The organism is Mesorhizobium sp. LSJC269B00, from assembly GCF_000502815.1.
Taxonomy (GTDB): Bacteria; Pseudomonadota; Alphaproteobacteria; order Rhizobiales; family Rhizobiaceae; genus Mesorhizobium.
In genome coordinates this window covers 1-16807 of sequence record NZ_AYVN01000028.1, presented here as the reverse complement: position 1 = coordinate 16807, position 16807 = coordinate 1, and the positions used below count along the sequence as shown (strand labels likewise).

15 protein-coding genes and 1 pseudogene are annotated in these 16807 nt (G+C 58.7%); 4 read left to right on the top strand and 12 right to left on the bottom strand.

All coding sequences use genetic code 11. The features are described 5' to 3' along the window. Positions 1-477: 477 nt before the first annotated feature. From X771_RS1000000169940 to X771_RS136115, 5 genes and pseudogenes are all read right to left on the bottom strand, one after another. The gene (locus tag X771_RS1000000169940; protein ID WP_023690622.1) at positions 478-675 is read right to left on the bottom strand and encodes a hypothetical protein; all 198 of its coding nucleotides are present in this window, start codon (positions 673-675) and stop codon (positions 478-480) included. Positions 676-1048: 373 nt separating this feature from the next. Beyond that, positions 1049-1781: pseudogene (locus tag X771_RS01000000165635) on the bottom strand (LuxR family transcriptional regulator). Between the two features lie 525 nt (positions 1782-2306). Beyond that, entirely contained in the window at positions 2307-3326 is a 1020-nt protein-coding gene (locus X771_RS136105; RefSeq protein WP_023690620.1) for a GlxA family transcriptional regulator, read from the bottom strand. 41 nt (positions 3327-3367) lie between these two features. After that, positions 3368-4471 carry a mandelate racemase/muconate lactonizing enzyme family protein gene (locus X771_RS136110; protein WP_023690619.1) on the bottom strand — a complete coding sequence of 368 codons (1104 nt, stop codon included), beginning with the start codon at positions 4469-4471 and terminating at the stop codon, positions 3368-3370. An 8-nt stretch (positions 4472-4479) separates the two neighbouring features. Continuing rightward, the gene (locus X771_RS136115; protein WP_031203421.1) at positions 4480-6033 is read right to left on the bottom strand and encodes a trimethylamine methyltransferase family protein; all 1554 of its coding nucleotides are present in this window, start codon (positions 6031-6033) and stop codon (positions 4480-4482) included. 470 nt (positions 6034-6503) lie between these two features. On the opposite strand from X771_RS136115, the gene X771_RS136120 reads away from it, so the two are divergent. From X771_RS136120 to X771_RS136125, 3 genes are all read left to right on the top strand, one after another. Next, the gene (locus X771_RS136120) at positions 6504-7439 is read left to right on the top strand and encodes a glycine betaine ABC transporter substrate-binding protein (RefSeq protein ID WP_031203419.1); all 936 of its coding nucleotides are present in this window, start codon (positions 6504-6506) and stop codon (positions 7437-7439) included. Positions 7440-7586: 147 nt separating this feature from the next. Then, positions 7587-8672: a betaine/proline/choline family ABC transporter ATP-binding protein gene (locus tag X771_RS01000000165630; RefSeq protein ID WP_245262836.1), complete on the top strand. Its 1086-nt coding sequence runs from the start codon at positions 7587-7589 to the stop codon at positions 8670-8672. A 33-nt stretch (positions 8673-8705) separates the two neighbouring features. Then, a complete protein-coding gene (locus X771_RS136125; RefSeq protein WP_023690615.1) occupies positions 8706-9551 on the top strand; it encodes an ABC transporter permease subunit in 846 nt (281 codons plus the stop codon). Positions 9552-9588: 37 nt separating this feature from the next. Here the strand turns inward: X771_RS136125 and X771_RS136130 are convergent, their stop codons facing one another. Genes X771_RS136130 through X771_RS1000000167710 form a run of 3 tightly spaced genes read right to left on the bottom strand, consistent with a single transcriptional unit; the run spans position 9589 to position 11131 of the window. After that, positions 9589-10353 (bottom strand): glucose 1-dehydrogenase, encoded by a 765-nt coding sequence (locus X771_RS136130; RefSeq protein ID WP_023690614.1) that lies wholly within the window; start codon positions 10351-10353, stop codon positions 9589-9591. A 9-nt stretch (positions 10354-10362) separates the two neighbouring features. Further along, entirely contained in the window at positions 10363-10557 is a 195-nt protein-coding gene (locus X771_RS1000000169615) for an SDR family oxidoreductase (protein ID WP_023690613.1), read from the bottom strand. Positions 10558-10570: 13 nt separating this feature from the next. Beyond that, a complete protein-coding gene (locus X771_RS1000000167710; RefSeq protein WP_023690612.1) occupies positions 10571-11131 on the bottom strand; it encodes an SDR family oxidoreductase in 561 nt (186 codons plus the stop codon). A 330-nt stretch (positions 11132-11461) separates the two neighbouring features. Here X771_RS1000000167710 and X771_RS136135 point away from each other — a divergent pair, with 330 nt between their 5' ends. Further along, a complete protein-coding gene (locus X771_RS136135) occupies positions 11462-12373 on the top strand; it encodes a LysR substrate-binding domain-containing protein (protein ID WP_031203416.1) in 912 nt (303 codons plus the stop codon). Here X771_RS136135 and X771_RS136140 read toward each other — a convergent pair. From X771_RS136140 to X771_RS00430, 4 genes are all read right to left on the bottom strand, one after another. Beyond that, complete coding sequence (locus X771_RS136140) at positions 12370-13692, bottom strand: FAD-binding oxidoreductase (RefSeq protein WP_023690610.1); 1323 nt, start codon at positions 13690-13692, stop codon at positions 12370-12372. The genes X771_RS136135 and X771_RS136140 overlap by 4 nt on opposite strands. A 13-nt stretch (positions 13693-13705) precedes the next feature. Then, entirely contained in the window at positions 13706-15232 is a 1527-nt protein-coding gene (locus tag X771_RS136145; RefSeq protein ID WP_023690609.1) for an aldehyde dehydrogenase, read from the bottom strand. Next, on the bottom strand, positions 15210-16154 hold the full coding sequence (locus X771_RS136150) for a dihydrodipicolinate synthase family protein (protein ID WP_023690608.1): 945 nt from the start codon (positions 16152-16154) through the stop codon (positions 15210-15212). Before X771_RS136150 ends, X771_RS136145 begins: the two co-directional genes overlap by 23 nt. A 464-nt stretch (positions 16155-16618) precedes the next feature. Beyond that, positions 16619-16807 (bottom strand): IS256 family transposase (locus tag X771_RS00430; RefSeq protein WP_023690607.1); only part of this gene is annotated, 189 nt, incomplete at its 5' end.

Genomic DNA, 16807 nt, shown 5'->3' with positions numbered 1-16807 from the left:
TGACGTTGAACATCACCAGCCTGCCATGACCGCCCTCTCTCAGCGAATTTGCAGAACTCTCAGCACACTACCATTTCCCGTTCCACCACCGGCAGGCGAACCGCCGAAGGCCTGGAGGACGAGGCAGAGGCGACGGCCACGCGCTTGCGGTGGACACAAGGATCTGGCAGTCATCCGGGCGTAGCTAAAAAGATAATATACATTAAAGGCCCGCAGCCGGTGTCTCAACTGCCAGGCGGGCAGATCGATAGGGTCCATATGGCGACGTACGGATTGAGCACCACTCCTCGAACTCGGGGATTGGAGATGTCGCCCCATCACGCCTGAGAGAGTCCGCGAGACAGAATCGCCTTAACGCGCTAGGTCGACGCGCGACGCGACGATGGTGTGGTAGCCTTCCACCGGTCCGGCCGGCCGGCGGCGCTGCCTTCTGCCCAGTTCATGGCCCGGGCCCGCCAGGATCACGACGGCCCGACATCACATCGCCGGCTCATGAACCCGCCATAGCCGAACGGCATCCACCGTCTCGTTGGAGCCGTTGATATGCGGCCACGCCGCGGGTTTTTGTGTGGGTTTCCGGTCCGCGCGGCCGGCGCGGCGAAGCATGCGCTCCATGGACAGATGGGTGACGGTGACAATTGGGCCGGCACAGCGGGACGGGCCGAACTCGATCATAGCTGTGAAGAGCTCGTAAACCAACAGAACGCTACCCGCTCGCTTCGGGGGTGGATGACGTAACATCGAGCGCACGGCGGTGCTTTCCCAGACGCTCGGTTCCTTGGGCGACGTCTTTCCTTCCAACAGCACAAACAGTATCGCAAAACATGGTCGCCCCGCCCGACATTCGTCCGCACATCCGTGGGGCCTCCCCTTGAAAACGCGGTATCGTAGAGGGTGCATGTAATTCGTTGCCAAGTCAGTACCAACCAGCCGCAATAAGTGCATCATGATGCGTCTAGAGGAAGGGATGACCTTGCATTGGAGGCGAATGGCCAGCCGAAAACAGCCTTTGCTCATGCTCAATAGAACCAAAGACGAATTCAGCTTCTCAGAGAATTGAAGATCGTGATGAGGCCAGCAGGGCTACGGCCTGATCCTTGGTGTGCACGCCGAGCTTCTTCTTCACATTGTCGAGGTGGAAATCGACGGTACGCGGCTTGATGCCCAAGATGCAGCCGACAGCCCAAGAGGACTTGCCGCGCGCGGCCCATTGAAGGCATTCATATTCACGAGGTGTCAACGGAACGCCGTCCACTGTTCGATTGCCGGACAGCTTTCGACGAGCATAAATGTGAAAACATGTCGCCATGAGTTGGAGCGCCTGTTCGTATCGCCCAGCAACGCGCAGGGAGGCGGAATTGGGCTTGTCAGCGGCAAAGGTGATAGCTGCAACACAGCCTCTGCGATCGATAATCGGGATTGTCAAACCGCACCGGATGCTGAACTGGGCCGCCTCATCGAATAGCTTCTCTTGAGCCGGCAACATCTCAATGCAACGCAAATCCGACCCCGGCCATTGAAATGGGGAGCCGCCACACCGCGCACGTATAATGACGGGATCGACTTTCTGATACTGGTTTTGCAGATAGTGCGCGAGGTGGATAATTTGAGATCAGCTTGGGCTCGCCACAAGACTGCAACGGCAAAGACAGATAGGCAAAGGTGAGTAGATCAAGTGCTGCGGCCGCCCCAGCCATGGCATCCCGGAAATCTGTTTCATCGACACTCTCCGACAACTTTTCCAGAAATGTCTCGAAGAGAGGCGGCATGTTCTTCTTCATTGTCCTAGCTCAATCGCTTTGTCCGTCTGCTGCGCGCCATTCTGACCTGGAGACTCCACCATAAGCCGGGCCCGCATAACTGCGGCCGGTCTTAGCAAGTAGAGCTGACGGCCTTAGAATGCCACAAGGCGCTGCGTGATCTTCGCATAGTCGTCACCAACCGCAGCTGCGCAGGACTGTTCGAACGGCCATCACGGAGAAGCTACAGCATCTTCCCAACGCAATAACGCAATCGGAGAGATCTTCTTGCGAAATGAAATTCTCGCCACCCCTGCATGGTACAATCGTGATCGTCCTGCGCCACCATCATCGGGGCGTTGTCAAAAGCCCTCAATCAAATGGTCGCCCGGTGAACTTGGGTCGACAGAGAAGAGGACAACGGAGTAGGCGCATGTCGCCGCTTTGAGGCCAAAGATCCGGGCGTATTGTTGCAACGCTTTCTGATTTGTTGCTGGGCAGATCGACTCCGAACATTTGCCATGGATAGAGGGGGCGCTGTTCTCCGCTAAATTCAAACACCAATTATCATCTTAAGCCGGGCCCAACCCAAGGCGGCACTATCGCTCGACACTGCTGCGGAGACATTCGATTGAAGGCTCTGAAGCACTTTGCGAAATGCGAAGCAGACGTAAACCCGCAGGCCATGGCAACGTCAATGATGGGCATTCGTGTGCCTTCGATCAGGCGCTTCGCATGGTCTGTGCGAATGCGGAGATAGTGACGCACTGGCGGAACTCCGATATGGGAAGCGAACAAGCGCTCCAGCTGGCGCCGCGATACTCCGGCCCGTTGCGCGACCTCCTCCATTGTCAGCGGGAACTCTACATTTTCCTCCATGATTCGCATTGACATCAGGAGCTTGTCGCTGACACCCGCAAAGGCTAGACCCGACGGCCCGGTCTGGCGGTTTGATCCTGAGCGCTGACCTTGGACAGTCGAGTGGCGGCAGACCTCCTGTGCAATATACCCGCCGGCATGGCTGCCGATCAGATCGACGGCCAGGTCAAAAGCTGCCAGTTCTCCTGCGCAGGTTGAAAACTGGCCGTCCTTGACAAACAGGGAATCGCTTATGCGGGGTTGGTTGAATACTTCGGCAAAAGCAGCGAGCCGCGACCAGTGTATCGTGCAGCGTGTACCTGCCAGAAGCCCCGTACGAGCGAGCAGCCATGTCGCTGTCCCCACCGCAGATATCGGCACCGCGCGACGCGCCATCGTTCGCAGAAATCCGTTGAGCTCAGGCGTCAGTTGCTGTTCTACCGGTTCGCCCGTTACGATAGCGAGCTGGTTCGGTCTTCGATCGTCGGAGCCGAAAACCAGTTCGTCTATCGTGACATCAACAGCAACCGAAAGGCCGTTGGCGCCCTCGATCGGCCGAGCGTCAAGCCCCGCGATGCGCCACCGGAACAGCGGCAGGCTCGACACCGTGTTTGCGATGCGAAAGGGTTCAATATAGGCGTGAAGCGCCAGGTGCGAGAACCCGGGTAAGACCAGAACCACCAGGTCAAACGGTCGATCGGCCGCCGCCGGTTTCTTCGGCGTGGCCAACGACGTGATTGCTCTAACGTTGGCGGGTGCGTTCACTAGGATCAGTACGTGGCTACTGGCTGACCGAACATGCCGGGTTCCGGTTTGATGCCGAGGCCGGGCAGTTGCGGTACGGCGATGTGACCGTTTTCGATGACAATCGGATTCTTCGCGTCGAAATGTCCTTCGATATATTCCTGCGCGATCCAGGCGCCCTCAAAACGGCGCGGCTCCACAGTGGAACCTAAGTGCACGCAAGCCGCCGCGATTATGTCGCCACCCCATGCGTCATCACAGCTGTGCGGTAGCGAGCGGATGGCGCAAACGTCGCGGATTGTCGCCATTTTGGTGAGGCCGCCTAGACGCGTGACCTTGAAGCCGAAGCCATCCGCTATGCCGAGGGAGATCGCCCTGAGTACTGCGTTCTGATCTTCGGTGCTCTCGTCCAAATATACCGGATGCGTCACCCTGCCCTTCAGGGTGGCGATCTCATCCATAGTATTGCAGGGTTGCTCGAAAACGAAGGGGATCGCGTGGCAAAGCCGGTCAAGATGAATGGCGGCAGCGACAGTGAGGCCCCTGTTGCCATCCACTGCGAGACGCGCTTTGTAGCCTACCGTTTCCCAAACCTTGTGAATCGAGGCCACATCCTGTTCGAGATTCCGCCCCGAGATTTTGACCTGCAGGCGTGGATAACCTGACTTCACCTTGTCGGCGGCTATCCTGGCCGTTTCGTCAGGCGGGCCAACAATGAGCGAATAGTAGGCCGGAACACGGTCGACGAGCGCGCCTCCCAGCAGTGTCGAGATCGGCACTCCAAGCCGCTGGCCGAGAACGTCAAGGAAGGCTATGTCGAACGCTGCCTTGGCATAGCCATGCCCGTTCAAGCGCTCGTCCATGCATTTGGTGAGGAGCCTGATCGAGGCAATCTCGGCACCCATAAGACCTGGGGCGATCTCGGCAATCGCCGCGCGTGCGCCGAGCGCGTGATGCGGCTGATAAACCGGCCCGACCGGGCAGGTTTCGCCCCAGCCAGTCAGTCCGTCATCGGTGCCAATCTCGACTATAGTGCTGTCAAGCGCGTCTACGTCGTCGCTGGCCATTCGGTAGGTGCCACCTTTAACGGGTAGCTGAACCTTATAGACGTTGATCTGGTCAATGCGCATGACGATTCTCAGTATTCCTCGTTGAGCGCGTCGACAGCGGGGATTTCCCGCGAGCGCCGATCGATATACGCGCGCAATTCCTCGTCCTTCGCGACGTCGAGCTTTGGTTCTTCATATTCGGCCAGAAGGCGGCGCGCATGCTCCAGGGCACGCTGCTTGATGTCCTTTGAGCCATCAGCGTACCACTGCTCAACCGAGTTATTGTCGAAGAGTTTCGGAATAAAGAAAGCCTTCTCGAAGTTCGCCTGTGTATGCGGATGGCCAAAGTAATGGCCGCCTGGCCCGACGTCGCGGATCGCAGCCAGGGCTTCATCGAAATCGTCCCACTGGATGCCTTGTGTCATGCGATAGCCCATCGCGCAGACTTCGGCGTCGACAACGAATTTCGCGATCGAGCAGTGCATGCCGGCTTCATTCCAGCCAGCAGAATGCCAAATGTAGTTTGCACCTGACAGCAGCACGGCCATCATGGTCATCGCACTTTCATAGCCAGCTTGCGCATCGAAGATCTTGGCGCCGCCAAGCAAGTTCGAAGTGCGCCATGGCACGTTATAGCGACGAGCCATCTGGCCGATCATGAAATTCATGAGCGAAATCTCTGGCGTTCCCGCCATCGGCGCTCCCGATTGCATCGACACGGTCGATAGGTAATGCCCATAAATCGCAGGGCAGCCCTCGCGCACCACCTGCGTGTAGGCAAGTGCGGAAAGCGCTTCCGCATTGAGCTGCGCCACTGCCGCCGCGGTGGAGGCTGGCGTGTTCGCGCCGCCGAGAACGAAGGGCGAGCACAAGACGGGCTGATTGCGCCGGCAGAAAGCTCGCATGCCGCCCAGCATGACCTGGTCCCACACCAGCGGCGAGTTGCCATTGCAGTTTCCGGTGGTGACTGCATGGTTCTCAAGGAAGCCTTCACCGAAAAGGATTTCGCACATGTCGAGCACGTCCTCGGCATTCTTGGGCGAGGTGGTCATGCCCATGAAAATCTTGTCGGAATGCTTTATTGACGAATAGGTGATGTGCAGGTGTCGGTGCGCGACGACAATGTCCATCGGTTCGACGATGTGGTGAGCCGACGAATGTAGCGCCGGCATCATATGGGCAAGCTTGTGGAAGGTCCCAAGGTCCGCGATCGTCGGGCCACGCCTCACATCATCGAGATCGCGCATGTACGGCGCGCCTGTCATGGGCACGAAGATTGATTTGTTGCCTCCGAGTTCGACATTCTTCGCCGGATCGCGCGCGAAATATTCGACGTTGGGGGGAATGGTCTTGATGAGCTCCATGACCAGGCCGCGGTCGAGATGAACCCGGTCATCGGCGCGCACGTCCGCTCCGACTCTCTTCCAGTCCTCAATCGCGATCGGATCGCGAAACACCACGCCTACTTCTTCCAGGATAGAGAGAGAAGCCTCGTGAATGCGTTCGACCTGCTCGGCATCCATCGGCTCTACCACCGGCACGCCGCGCTTGAGCGTCGGCAACATGTCGACCTTTGGTGCGGTGCGGATCGTCCGCCTCGCTTCCCGCCCGCCTCTACGAGAGAGCTGTAGTTGAGCAGTCATGCCGGCCTCCAGACAAATATGTCGCGACCGAAACCGGACCGCACTCAACCATTGCCGGAGCTTTGAGCCTTGACCTACTGCAAAAGTCTCATCCGAGTGTTGACTAAAGGGCAGGCTGGGCCGCCGGCTCACTCACCCGGACTCGAGAGATGGTCGGGTCGAGCAGCGGCGGAGCTTTCCACGTCGCAGCTCAGCCTTACGGATAACGCGGAAACTTGGACGTAATCGGCCATGACCGTAGGCATCCCGACAGGCAGAGATGATGATGCATTGCCGCAAAGCGAGCGACCTAAAGTCAATCGGGAGGCGACTTTTTTGCGCCGGCTGGCTCCCGCGGTTCCGTGGTAGCACGTTTCTTGCTTGGTGCCGGGCAAGAACAGAACAGCCCATTCCCGGATCAGACGAGGTGAACAAAAACGACAACCTCGGACTCATCTAGGCATCAGATGGGTAGCGACAGGAGGATTTGAATGCCAAGGCCAAATCTCGTCAATAATGTACTCAGCGCGAGCACGTCGCGCAGAACCTTGCTGAAGGCAGGCGGCGCCGCCGCGCTTGTCATGAGCGGCCTGACGACGGGCGCCAGGGCCGACGCGTCCCGGCCGCTGGTCTATGCCTTCGCGGCATGGTCCGACGCGCTGGCAATCACCTATGTCGGCGCGAAGCTCATCGAGGACAATTTCGGCTACAAGGTCCAGCCGCTGCAGGCGGAGCCAGGCGTGATCTATGCCTCGCTTCAAACCGGGAAGGCCGACCTCTATTCGAACTCCTATATGCAGGGGATGGGCCCGCTGAAAGGCGCCTATCACGGCGGCCAGGCGGACTATGTAAAGAAAGTCGCCGGTTCCATCAAAGTCGTCGGCGTTTCGGAAGGCCCGATGACGCAGGGCCTTGCCGTTCCGAACTATGTAGACATCAAGAGCATCGCCGAGCTCAACGACCACGCCGACAAGTTCCCAGGCGGCATCATCGGCATCGACGCCGGCTCCGGCCTCATGCAGTCCGCGGATGCAACGGTGAAGGCTTACGGTCTCAAGCTCAATCTGGTCCCGGGCAGCGAAGCTGCCATGGAAGCGGCCTTCCAGCGGGCTTACTCGAAGAACGAACCAATCGTGGTCACCACTTGGGAGCCGCTCCCGATTTGGAGAAAATTCAAGATGAGGTATCTCGAAGATCCCAAGAAGACGATGATGTCAGAGCCCTTCTACTGTTTCCACGTTACGTCGAAGGACTTTGAATCCAACTTCCCCAAGGCCCAGGCATTTTTGACAAGGTTCCACATCCCGAATGACGAAGAAGCCAAGATCATGGGCTGGATCGACGGCGGGATAAAGCCTGAAGACGCCGCCTCAAAGTGGATCGGCGAAGTGAAAGGCAAGGGCATTATCGAGCCGTGGCTCGCCTGATCCCGAAGCACGCATCCTCCCAAGAGTGCGGGGTCCGCGCCGACCCTGCATCACCACCTGTATTATGCGCGGGAGCCTCGAATGAGCACGCGAAAGCCGGCCGTCGAGATCAAGGATCTCTACAAGATTTATGGCGGCAACCCCGAAGTGAAACTGGACAGACTGCGTTCGGGCGCCTGCGGCCCCGACGAGGGCGGCGGTTTCGTCGCGCTCAACAACATCAACATAACCATTGAAACCGGGAAAATCTTCGTCGTAATGGGTCTCTCAGGCAGCGGGAAATCGACCCTTCTTCGCTGCATCAACCGCCTTGTCGACCCCACTGCCGGCCAGATAGTGGTCAATAGGCAGGACATTACGAAAGCCGGCAAAAAGGAACTCCGCCAGATCCGCTCCAGCATGATCGGAATGGTGTTTCAACATTTTGCGCTCCTGCCGCACATGTCGGTCATCGATAATGTTGCGTTTGGGCTCCGTGTCGCCGGGGTCGGACGCAAGGAGCGACGCGAGCGCGCAGGCAAGGCACTCGAACTCGTAGGGCTCAGCGGATGGGGCGACCGCAAGCCGTCCAACCTTAGCGGCGGCATGCGCCAGCGCGTTGGCCTGGCGCGTGCCCTGGTGATGGACACGCCGGTGCTGCTGATGGATGAGCCGTTCAGCGCGCTCGACCCGCTCATTCGCGAGGAGATGCAACAGGAGTTGCTTCGGCTTCAGAGCACTCTGAACAAGACGATTGTCTTTGTGACACACGACCCAAACGAAGCGGCAACGATCGGTGACCGCATCGCTATTCTCCTCAACGGAGAGGTCGTCCAGGAAGGCCAGCCGATCGATATCGTGCTCTCCCCCGCCAGCGACTACGTCAGGGACTTCGTGCGGGGCATCGATGTCTTCAAGGTGCTGTCGGCTGGCCAAGTTATGGACGCCGTCTGCCCGCCGGTGGAACTGGCGAACAGGCCGATCTCGGAATGGACGAAACATCTGTCGAAAGACTTCGTAAAGCTCGCGCCCGACGATCTGGTCGCCCCCTATCTCGATGAGCTGGCGAAAGAGCAGCGCGCTTTTATCGTGGTTCAGAACGACGGAACGCCCGTCGGGACGGTTACCCCTAAGTCCGTTCTCAGAGCGCTCGCGGCCCATTCCTCGTTAGCCGGCGCGACGCCGAAGATCGAGAAACCGAAAGCTGCCGACACGACGAGGGCAAACGCCGTGGCAGAACGCGCGGCACAATAGCGATTCAAACGACTCTAGCTGAGGATCATGAGGATGGATTTTTCGGAGTTTGCAGGCACGGTTGCCGCGTCAATCGACGAGTTCACGTCCTACCTCTCAATGCATTTCGGATTTGTCTTCGATTTCATCTCGACCGTGATCCTGGGCATACAGCAGCCCTTGGCCACGGTCCTGACGAGCGCGCCGCCCTGGCTGAGCATCACGACCGTTATGGCCGCTGGTGTCCTGCTCGCGCGGCTCTCGCTGGCTATCCTCAGTGGATGTGGGCTGGCCTTCATCCTCGTCATGAATCTCTGGGCGCCGGCGATGGTGACACTGTCCCTGGTGCTTACGGCAGCCGTTGTCGCCCTGGCCATCGGGATACCAATCGGCATTCTCATTGCTGAATCGAAGCGCTTGAACGCGGTGGCTGAGCCAATACTCGACTTCATGCAGACGATGCCTCCGTTCGTGCTGCTCGTTCCAGCCGTGTTCTTCTTCGGCGTTGGAACGGTTCCGGGCATCGTTGCGACGATCTTCTTCGCCATGCCGCTGCCGATCAGGCTCACGGCCCATGGTCTCAAGATGGTTGAGCCGGAAATGGTCGAGGCGGGGGAGGCCTTTGGCGCAAGTCGCCTGGCCGTGCTGTTCCTGATCAAATTGCCGCTGGCGTTCCGCTCGATTATGGCAGGCGTCAACCAATGCGTGATGATGTCGCTATCGATGGTCATCATCGCCTCCATGATCGGCGCTGGCGGCCTGGGCGACGAAATCATTCGGTCGATCTCTCGTCTCCAGGTTGGGAGGGGCGTCGAAGCTGGCCTTGCGGTCGTTGTTTTGGCAATCCTGATCGATCGCATCACCAGGCGGATTAGCGAGAAAGTTGATCCGAGGGCCTGACAAACATGAAGTTCGGTCAATGGCGGGCTTCTCCTCGTCACGCAATCGGCAGTGGCAACTTCTTGGTGCGTCCCCCATCGATGACGTAGACCTGCCCGGTCACGAAGGAGCTTTCTTCCGAGGCAAGCCAAACGGCAAGGTTTCCGACATCAGTTGGCTCACCAAGACGTCCAACCGGATGCATTGCGAGCAGTTCCCTGCGGACACGCGAGCCGTCAGCCATGCTGTCGATGTAGATCTCACTGAGGTCAGAATTGATCCAGCCCGGCGCAATGGCATTGCACCGGATACCCTCGTGCCCATGGTCCACGGCGACGGCTGCTGTAAAGCCGTGAATGCCAGCTTTCGAAGCGGAATATGCAGGATGACCCGGATTAGACGCCAAGCCTTCAATCGAGCCGATGTTAACAATGCTTGCAATGCCTCGCTTGCGAAGATGCGGCATTGCCGCCTTCGTTAACAAAAATGGGGCCTTGAGGTTGATCTTCATCAACTGGTCCCAGTCCGTCTCGGTCATCTCCTCGACGGTCTTCTCGAACATGATCCCGGCGTTGTTGACGAGGATGTCAAGGCCGCCAAATCGCTCGACGACGGCCTGAACGGCCGAAACGATGTGCTCGGAGTTCGCAAGGTCCGCCTTCACGTAAAAGGTGCGATCGTTGAGGATCTCGTCGAGTGGCGGGTTCCTCTGCACAACGGCAACCTTGGCCCCTTCCTCCACGAAACGTCGCGTGATGCCGGCGCCGATGCCACGGCCGCCGCCAGTGATGATGGCAATTCTTCCTGCAAGTCTGTCAGCCATAGGGTGTCCTCAATAGACCGGCTTGGCGCCGTTCACTTGAACGGCCGTGCCGGCGATGTAGCGGGCGGCATCGGAGCTCAAGAAATACACCGCATCGGCGATGTCTTCCGGCTCAGCAATGCGCCCGAGCGGAACCGTCTTGTTGAGCTCCGCTATGGCAGTGTCGGGATTGAAGCCGCGCTTGGCGAAGCCCGTGCGCAGCATCGGCGTGTTGACCTCATTTGGACACACCCGCGTTGACTCGTATCCGGTCACCGGCATGATCGCGGCCAAGGCACTTCGAGAACGCTGCCACTGCCGCCTTGCTGGTGCAGTAGGCGGGATGCCCGGGTCCGGGATAAAGTCCCCAGCACGATGCGATGTTCACGATCGCGCCGCCGCCGTGGCCCTTCATATGGCCGATCGCCCTTCGGCATGTGTAGAATATCGATGTGAGGTTGATGTCGAACGTCCGCTCCCAATCCTCATCGGTCGTCTCGAGGATATTGCCCCTCGTGATGATCCCCGCATTGTTGACGAGCACGTCCAGCCTGCCTGTGATCTGGATCGAATAGTCGATCAAATCTTCGCAATAAGCCTTGTTCCTGAGGTCGCCGGCCTTGCTCCAGACATTCTGTCCGATTCGATTGAGTTCGGCCTCGAGCTGGTCCAGGCCAGCCTGGTCGGCGTCTCCGGCAATCACATGGAAGCCGTTCGCGACGAACTGCTTGGAGATCGCTTGCCCGATACCTCCCGCCGCGCCTGTGATCACCGCAGTTTTCTTTTCAATGCCAGTCATAGCTCAAGCCATCTCTGAGAGGGAAAGTTAGGCTCATAATCTCTCAACGGCGGGCGAAGACCAGTGGGGCGGCCCTGCAAAAGTCTCACTCCCTTGTTGAGTAGTTGAGCCCAGATATCGCCATGGACATGCTAAGGTGTAGCTGCGTCGGACATGGGCTTGGGCAGCGTCGCAGATCGCGCAGCATGGTGCGTACCGTTTCCCTATGTTGTGGCGATGGCTCGGGGATCGCAGCCATAGTCCGTCACTTATAAATGATTTGCCGATATCTTGGGGTTCGCTTGCCCAATCTGTCGCGCCGGGCGAATATTGAAGTGTTTGGAGCTTGAGATGGTCCGCCGCTACTATGACCTTCCGTCCCTGACTGCTTTGGCTGTTTTCGAGGCGTCTGCCCGGCACTTGTCATTCAAATTGGCTGCTGCGGAACTGAACGTTACTCCGGGCGCCGTGAGCCGGCAGATCAAGGCGATCGAGGACGAACTCGGAGTTCCGCTGTTTACCCGATTAGGAACCGGTGTGGCGCTGACAAGCGCCGGCGAAGACCTTTACGGCGTGTTGGCTACCGGTTTTTCGCGGGCCGCAGATATCGTCCGAAATGTGAAACACGGTGACCGTTCCAAGAACGTCACGCTGGCATGCACGGACGCCTTCGCGTCAACGTGGCTGATCCCGCGGATGCCGGATTTTTGGACGAGGTACCCGGATATCGCTGTTGACCACCTTATCTCGGACAATCCCCGCGATTACCGCCGCGCCGAGGTCGAATTGCGCATCCGCTACGGGTTCGGATCGTGGTCGAATGAAGATGCTGAGCTCCTTTTCAATGAAACAATCTACCCGGTATGCGGGCCTGGGTTTGCAAGCAGGCACCGCGATGCAACGGCGGAATCGTTGGCCGATCTTCCCCTGCTGCATGTCGATTGGGTGGATCCCGATTGGGCTGGCTGGGACGAGGTCCTTCGGCGCGCGGGGGTCTCGCATGGTCCGACCCGCGGTCGGCGCTTCGGCAAGTTCTTCGTGGCGCTTCAGGCAGCTCAGGCCGATCAAGGGGTGGCTGTTGGGTGGCATCGCCTTGTCAAGGCGCAGATTGACGAGGGGAAGCTCGTCAGACTGACGGATCTCGAGCTCCCCGCCCCTGGCAGCTACTATCTCACATGGTATCAAAATCGTACGCTTTCCCCTGCCGCCCATAGCCTGCGTAGCTGGATCCGGGAAGTGGCGGCGCAAGAACGAGAAAGCTAAAGCTCTCTGCCGGCGCGCTTCTGCATCGCCCACAACTTCATCGGCGCGCCGATCGACATCAGCGGTTCTGGATAAAGCTGAATCGGGCTTGGCTCTTTCAGGGCGTCTGCAACCATTGGCTCGTTATTGCCAACGGCAAGATCGGCAGCCAGCATCCCGTAGAGGGTGCCCTGCACCGTTCCTAGGCCATTGCAGCATCCGGCAACGAAGACTCTGTCTTCAATCTCGCCGAATGCTGGCGCGGAATTGAGAGAGAGACACAAGTGCCCTCCCCAGCGAAATTCCATCGGTGCTTGACCCAGCATCGGGAAGCGCGCCTGGAATGATCGGTCGTGCACGGCGCCGATCCGACGGATCTGCTTCTCACTGGTGGACATGTGCGGATTATAGGTGAAGGTGTTGCGGACGACGATCCGATCGCCGATCCTCCGGATGGTTGATCCCATGGGATCGGCTGGGATCAAGCCCCAATGCGGCTCACCTCCCACCGCTGTCTGTTCGCTCTTGGAAAGCGGCCTCGTCATGCTAGCGTAGGTGAACACGTGCAGCAGGCGATTCTTGAAGTAACCAAAACTTTCGAGATGACCGTTGACTGTCAGTATCAACCGCGGCGCGGTGATCTCGCCCTCAGCCGTCTTGGCAGTATGCAGTTTGCCGGTCTGTAAAGATGTGACCGGGGAATTCTCGAATAGCTGCACACGCCTCGACAAGCCTTCGGCAAGCCCACGGATGAAGCCGGCGGGCTGGGCCATTACCGTTCCTGGCGTGAAGGTACCGCCGACGAAAAAATTGGTTCCAGTGATTTCCTTCAACTGCAGCGCGTCGAGCGGCTCGAATGGCTCGCCTAGCCCCGTCAGATGCTTTTCAAATTCGCGCAGAACCGCAACACCGTGATCGGTTGCAGCTCCATGGTACTTGCCGGCCCGAACGAAGAACTTCCGCAATCCGTATTCGTCCGCCGCCGAAGCAGAGAATTCAATCGCGGTCCGGTTCATGCGGATGCGTTTGTGATCGTGATCCTGGCTTCCGCCGTAATGCTCCCCACCGAGCTCGTGCGGAAGGTCGATCATGAAGCCGGAGTTGCGCCCGGCAGCACCCCAGCCGACGCGCTGAGCATCGACCACCACTATGCGCTCGTTCGGCACCAGTTGTGCGAGGCGCCGCGCGGCCGCCAAGCCAGCAAACCCAGCTCCTACAATGAGCCAGTCCGCCTTATGACGGCCGCGCAGCACCTCAGGTGCCTTGGGAGGCGGCAGAATACCGTACCAACCGGGCATGGATGTGTCCGCAGGCGTGCGGACAGCCTCGTGATCGCTCATCGGTGCGACCAGGCTAGTCTACCGAACGCGAGACTTTAGGATCGGAGATGTCCGCCCAGATGGTCTTGAGTTCAGTATATTGGTCATGGGCATGCAATGACTTGTCTCGTCCCCCGAAGCCGGAAAGCTTGAAGCCGCCGAACGGAGTTGAGACATCCCCTTCCCCGTAGCAGTTAATGGTCACCGTCCCGGCGCGAATGTCCCTTGCGATGCGATGTGCCTTGCCGAGATTGGCGGTAAAGATTGAAGCTGCAAGCCCGTATTGCGTATCGTTAGCGACCCGGAGCGCCTCGTCAGCGTTGGCCACTTTGATTACCGACAGCACTGGACCGAAAATCTCCTCTCGCGCAATCGTCATTTCGGGCGTGACATCGTCGAATACGGTCGGCTCAATGAAATAGCCTTTGCCATGCTTGTGGGCGTTGCCGCCCGTTACGATCCTAGCGCCTTCCGCCCGCCCCTTCTTGATGTAGCCCATGATGCGGTCGAACTGCTCCTTCGACACAATGGCGCCCAGCCGATTGCCCGGATCCAACGGCTCGCCGATAGGCCATTCCTTGAGCTTGTGGATGACCGTTTCCACCAAGCGGTCCTTGATCTTCTCGTGTACGATCACGCGGGAATTGGACGAGCAGTTCTCGCCCATGTTCCAGAAGACGGCCTGGGTGACATGCTGCGCCACAACATCGAGATTCTCCGCGTCTTCCAGCACGATGCATGGGTTCTTTCCCCCGCATTCGAGCACGATGCGCTTAAGATTGGACTTGGCGGAATATTCCAAGAATTTCCGGCCGACGTCAGTTGACCCGGTGAAGGCGACCATGTCGATATCGGGATGCACGCCGAGTGCCTTGCCAGTCACTTCGCCCGGACCAGTGACGATTTGCAGGACGCCTGACGGCAGCCCGGCCTCATGCGCCAGTTCGGCGATCCGCAACGTGGACATGTTGGTCTGCTCGGCCGGCTTGACAATGACGGAGTTGCCCGTCGCAAGTGCCGGACCGATCTTCCAGGCCAGCATGAGGATCGGAAAATTCCAAGGCAGAACGCAGGCGACTACGCCGAGCGGCTGGCGCACGATCATCGACACGACATCGTCGCCCGAAGGTGACGTCTGGCCATAAAGCTTATCGGTGGCTTCCGCATGCCATTCCAAGCAATGCAGGGCTTCGGGGATGTCTATGGTTTCGACGTCGTAAATCGGCTTGCCGCTTTCGAGCGTCTCGAGCACTGCAAGCTCATGGGCGTTTTGCTTCATCAGTTTCACGAGCCGCCGCAGAACGCGCTTGCGCTCACTCGGATGCGCACGCGACCAGGTACCCGATTCAAACGCCAGTCGCGCCTTCTCGACAGCGAGATCGACATCGGCCTGGCCGCAGGAAGCGATCTTGGCGATGACCTGCCCTGTCGCGGGATTGATGGTCTCGAAAGTATCCCCAGATCGCGCAGCCCGCGCCTTGCCGTCGATTACTGCGCCGGTCGGCAGTGGCAGGCTGTCGGCTAGGTTCTGGTACTCATCACGCGTTAATAGCGATGACATTCTCGGAAGCCCTCTTTTGGGATTTTGCAGTAATTGACGCGATGACTGCCTTAAGGGTGCGGATCGTTGACTCGAGTTCCCGCTTCTGTTCGTCGCCGAGTGCCCGCATCGGCAGGCGCACGGGCCCAGCTGGCAATCCAGCCAATTCGCACCCAAACTTTATGCTCTGGACGAATTTGCCGCCCTGTTCGAGAAGCCTCATCAGAGGCAGAAGCGCCGACATGATCTGCCTGCCCTTGGTGAAGTCCTTCTCAATCACGCAGGCTTCGTACAGCGCGAGGTGCTCTGCCGGCAGGCAGTTGCCGGCGCCACAGACCCACCCTTTTGCGCCCCAGGCGAAGAATTCGAGCGCCTGATCATCCATGCCGCAGAACAGGTCGATATGCGGATAGTCGCGAGCCAAGGCATGCAGCTGGTTCATGCTGCCGCTAGATTCCTTGATGGCACAGAAATTGGAGCTGCGACCGACGCGGTCCAGGAACTCTAGATCCATCATCGTTCCAGTGCGACCGGGGTAGTTGTAGAGCATCACCGGTAGATTGGCGGCCTTGTCGATCGCAAGTGCATGATTGGCAAGTTCGAGCTGCGTGGGAACAGCGTAATACGGCGAGCCGATTAGAATGCCGTCGTACTTGAGGTCCTTTGCAATTAGCCCGTATTCAATGCAGTCGTCGGTGCGAATGGAGCCGACCCCGGCGATCAGGGGCATCTTCCCCTTCACCACGCTCCTCGCAAGCTTAAGCAGGCTAACACGCTCGTCGCGTGACTGGGCGTAGTACTCTCCTGTCGTACCACCAACGATGATACCGTGGACCCCAGTTGAGACCAAGTGCTCGACCATGACGCAGAAGCCTTCACGGTCGATCGATCCGTCCGCATGAAAGGGCGTTGTGACGGGCGGAATAACGCCTTTGAACGACATCTGCCTGGCTCCAATTCGGGCTATTGGCCAGTGTTATATGCAAGCTGAGGAGCGGCGGCAGTCGAATTAAATTCACCTGGCAGGGAACTTTTTTGCGGCTCGGGCTGTCGAGCATACCTGCGAGAACCGGCGTATGGCCGCAGCCGCCTGACACGAGCAAGTCGCTCATCGACGGCTACTAACCCTTGGCCAATCGGGGATTATGATGGTACATCGTCTTGGCTCGAAACTGTTGAGAAACTCCAGAAGGTGGTATCCTCACCTCAAATCCGGGGTTTTGGTTGATATCTAGTCACGAGAGCACGCAGTATCGTTCGATTGTCTCGAGCCGCGATCGAAGTACGATCGAGAGCCCGTTGAAACTACAGTCCCATGCCGCGGCGAAGCGTGAGCTCATAACGTGTCATTGGAGCATCGACCAATTCGATGCGTAGCGACTCCGCGAGCGCTCCGCCGTTCGTCGCTTACGGCGACGGTGAAAGGTCGCGCAGGTCGTCCATATTGATGTATCGGTTGGCCTCCATCCAGTTTTCATTGGTCTCGACGGCCAAGGCCCTGACCAGGCGCAGGCAGCTTTCGGTATTGGGGAAGATGCGCACGACATAGGTGCGCCGGCGGATTTCCTCGTTGAGCCGCTCCAGCATGTTGGTGGA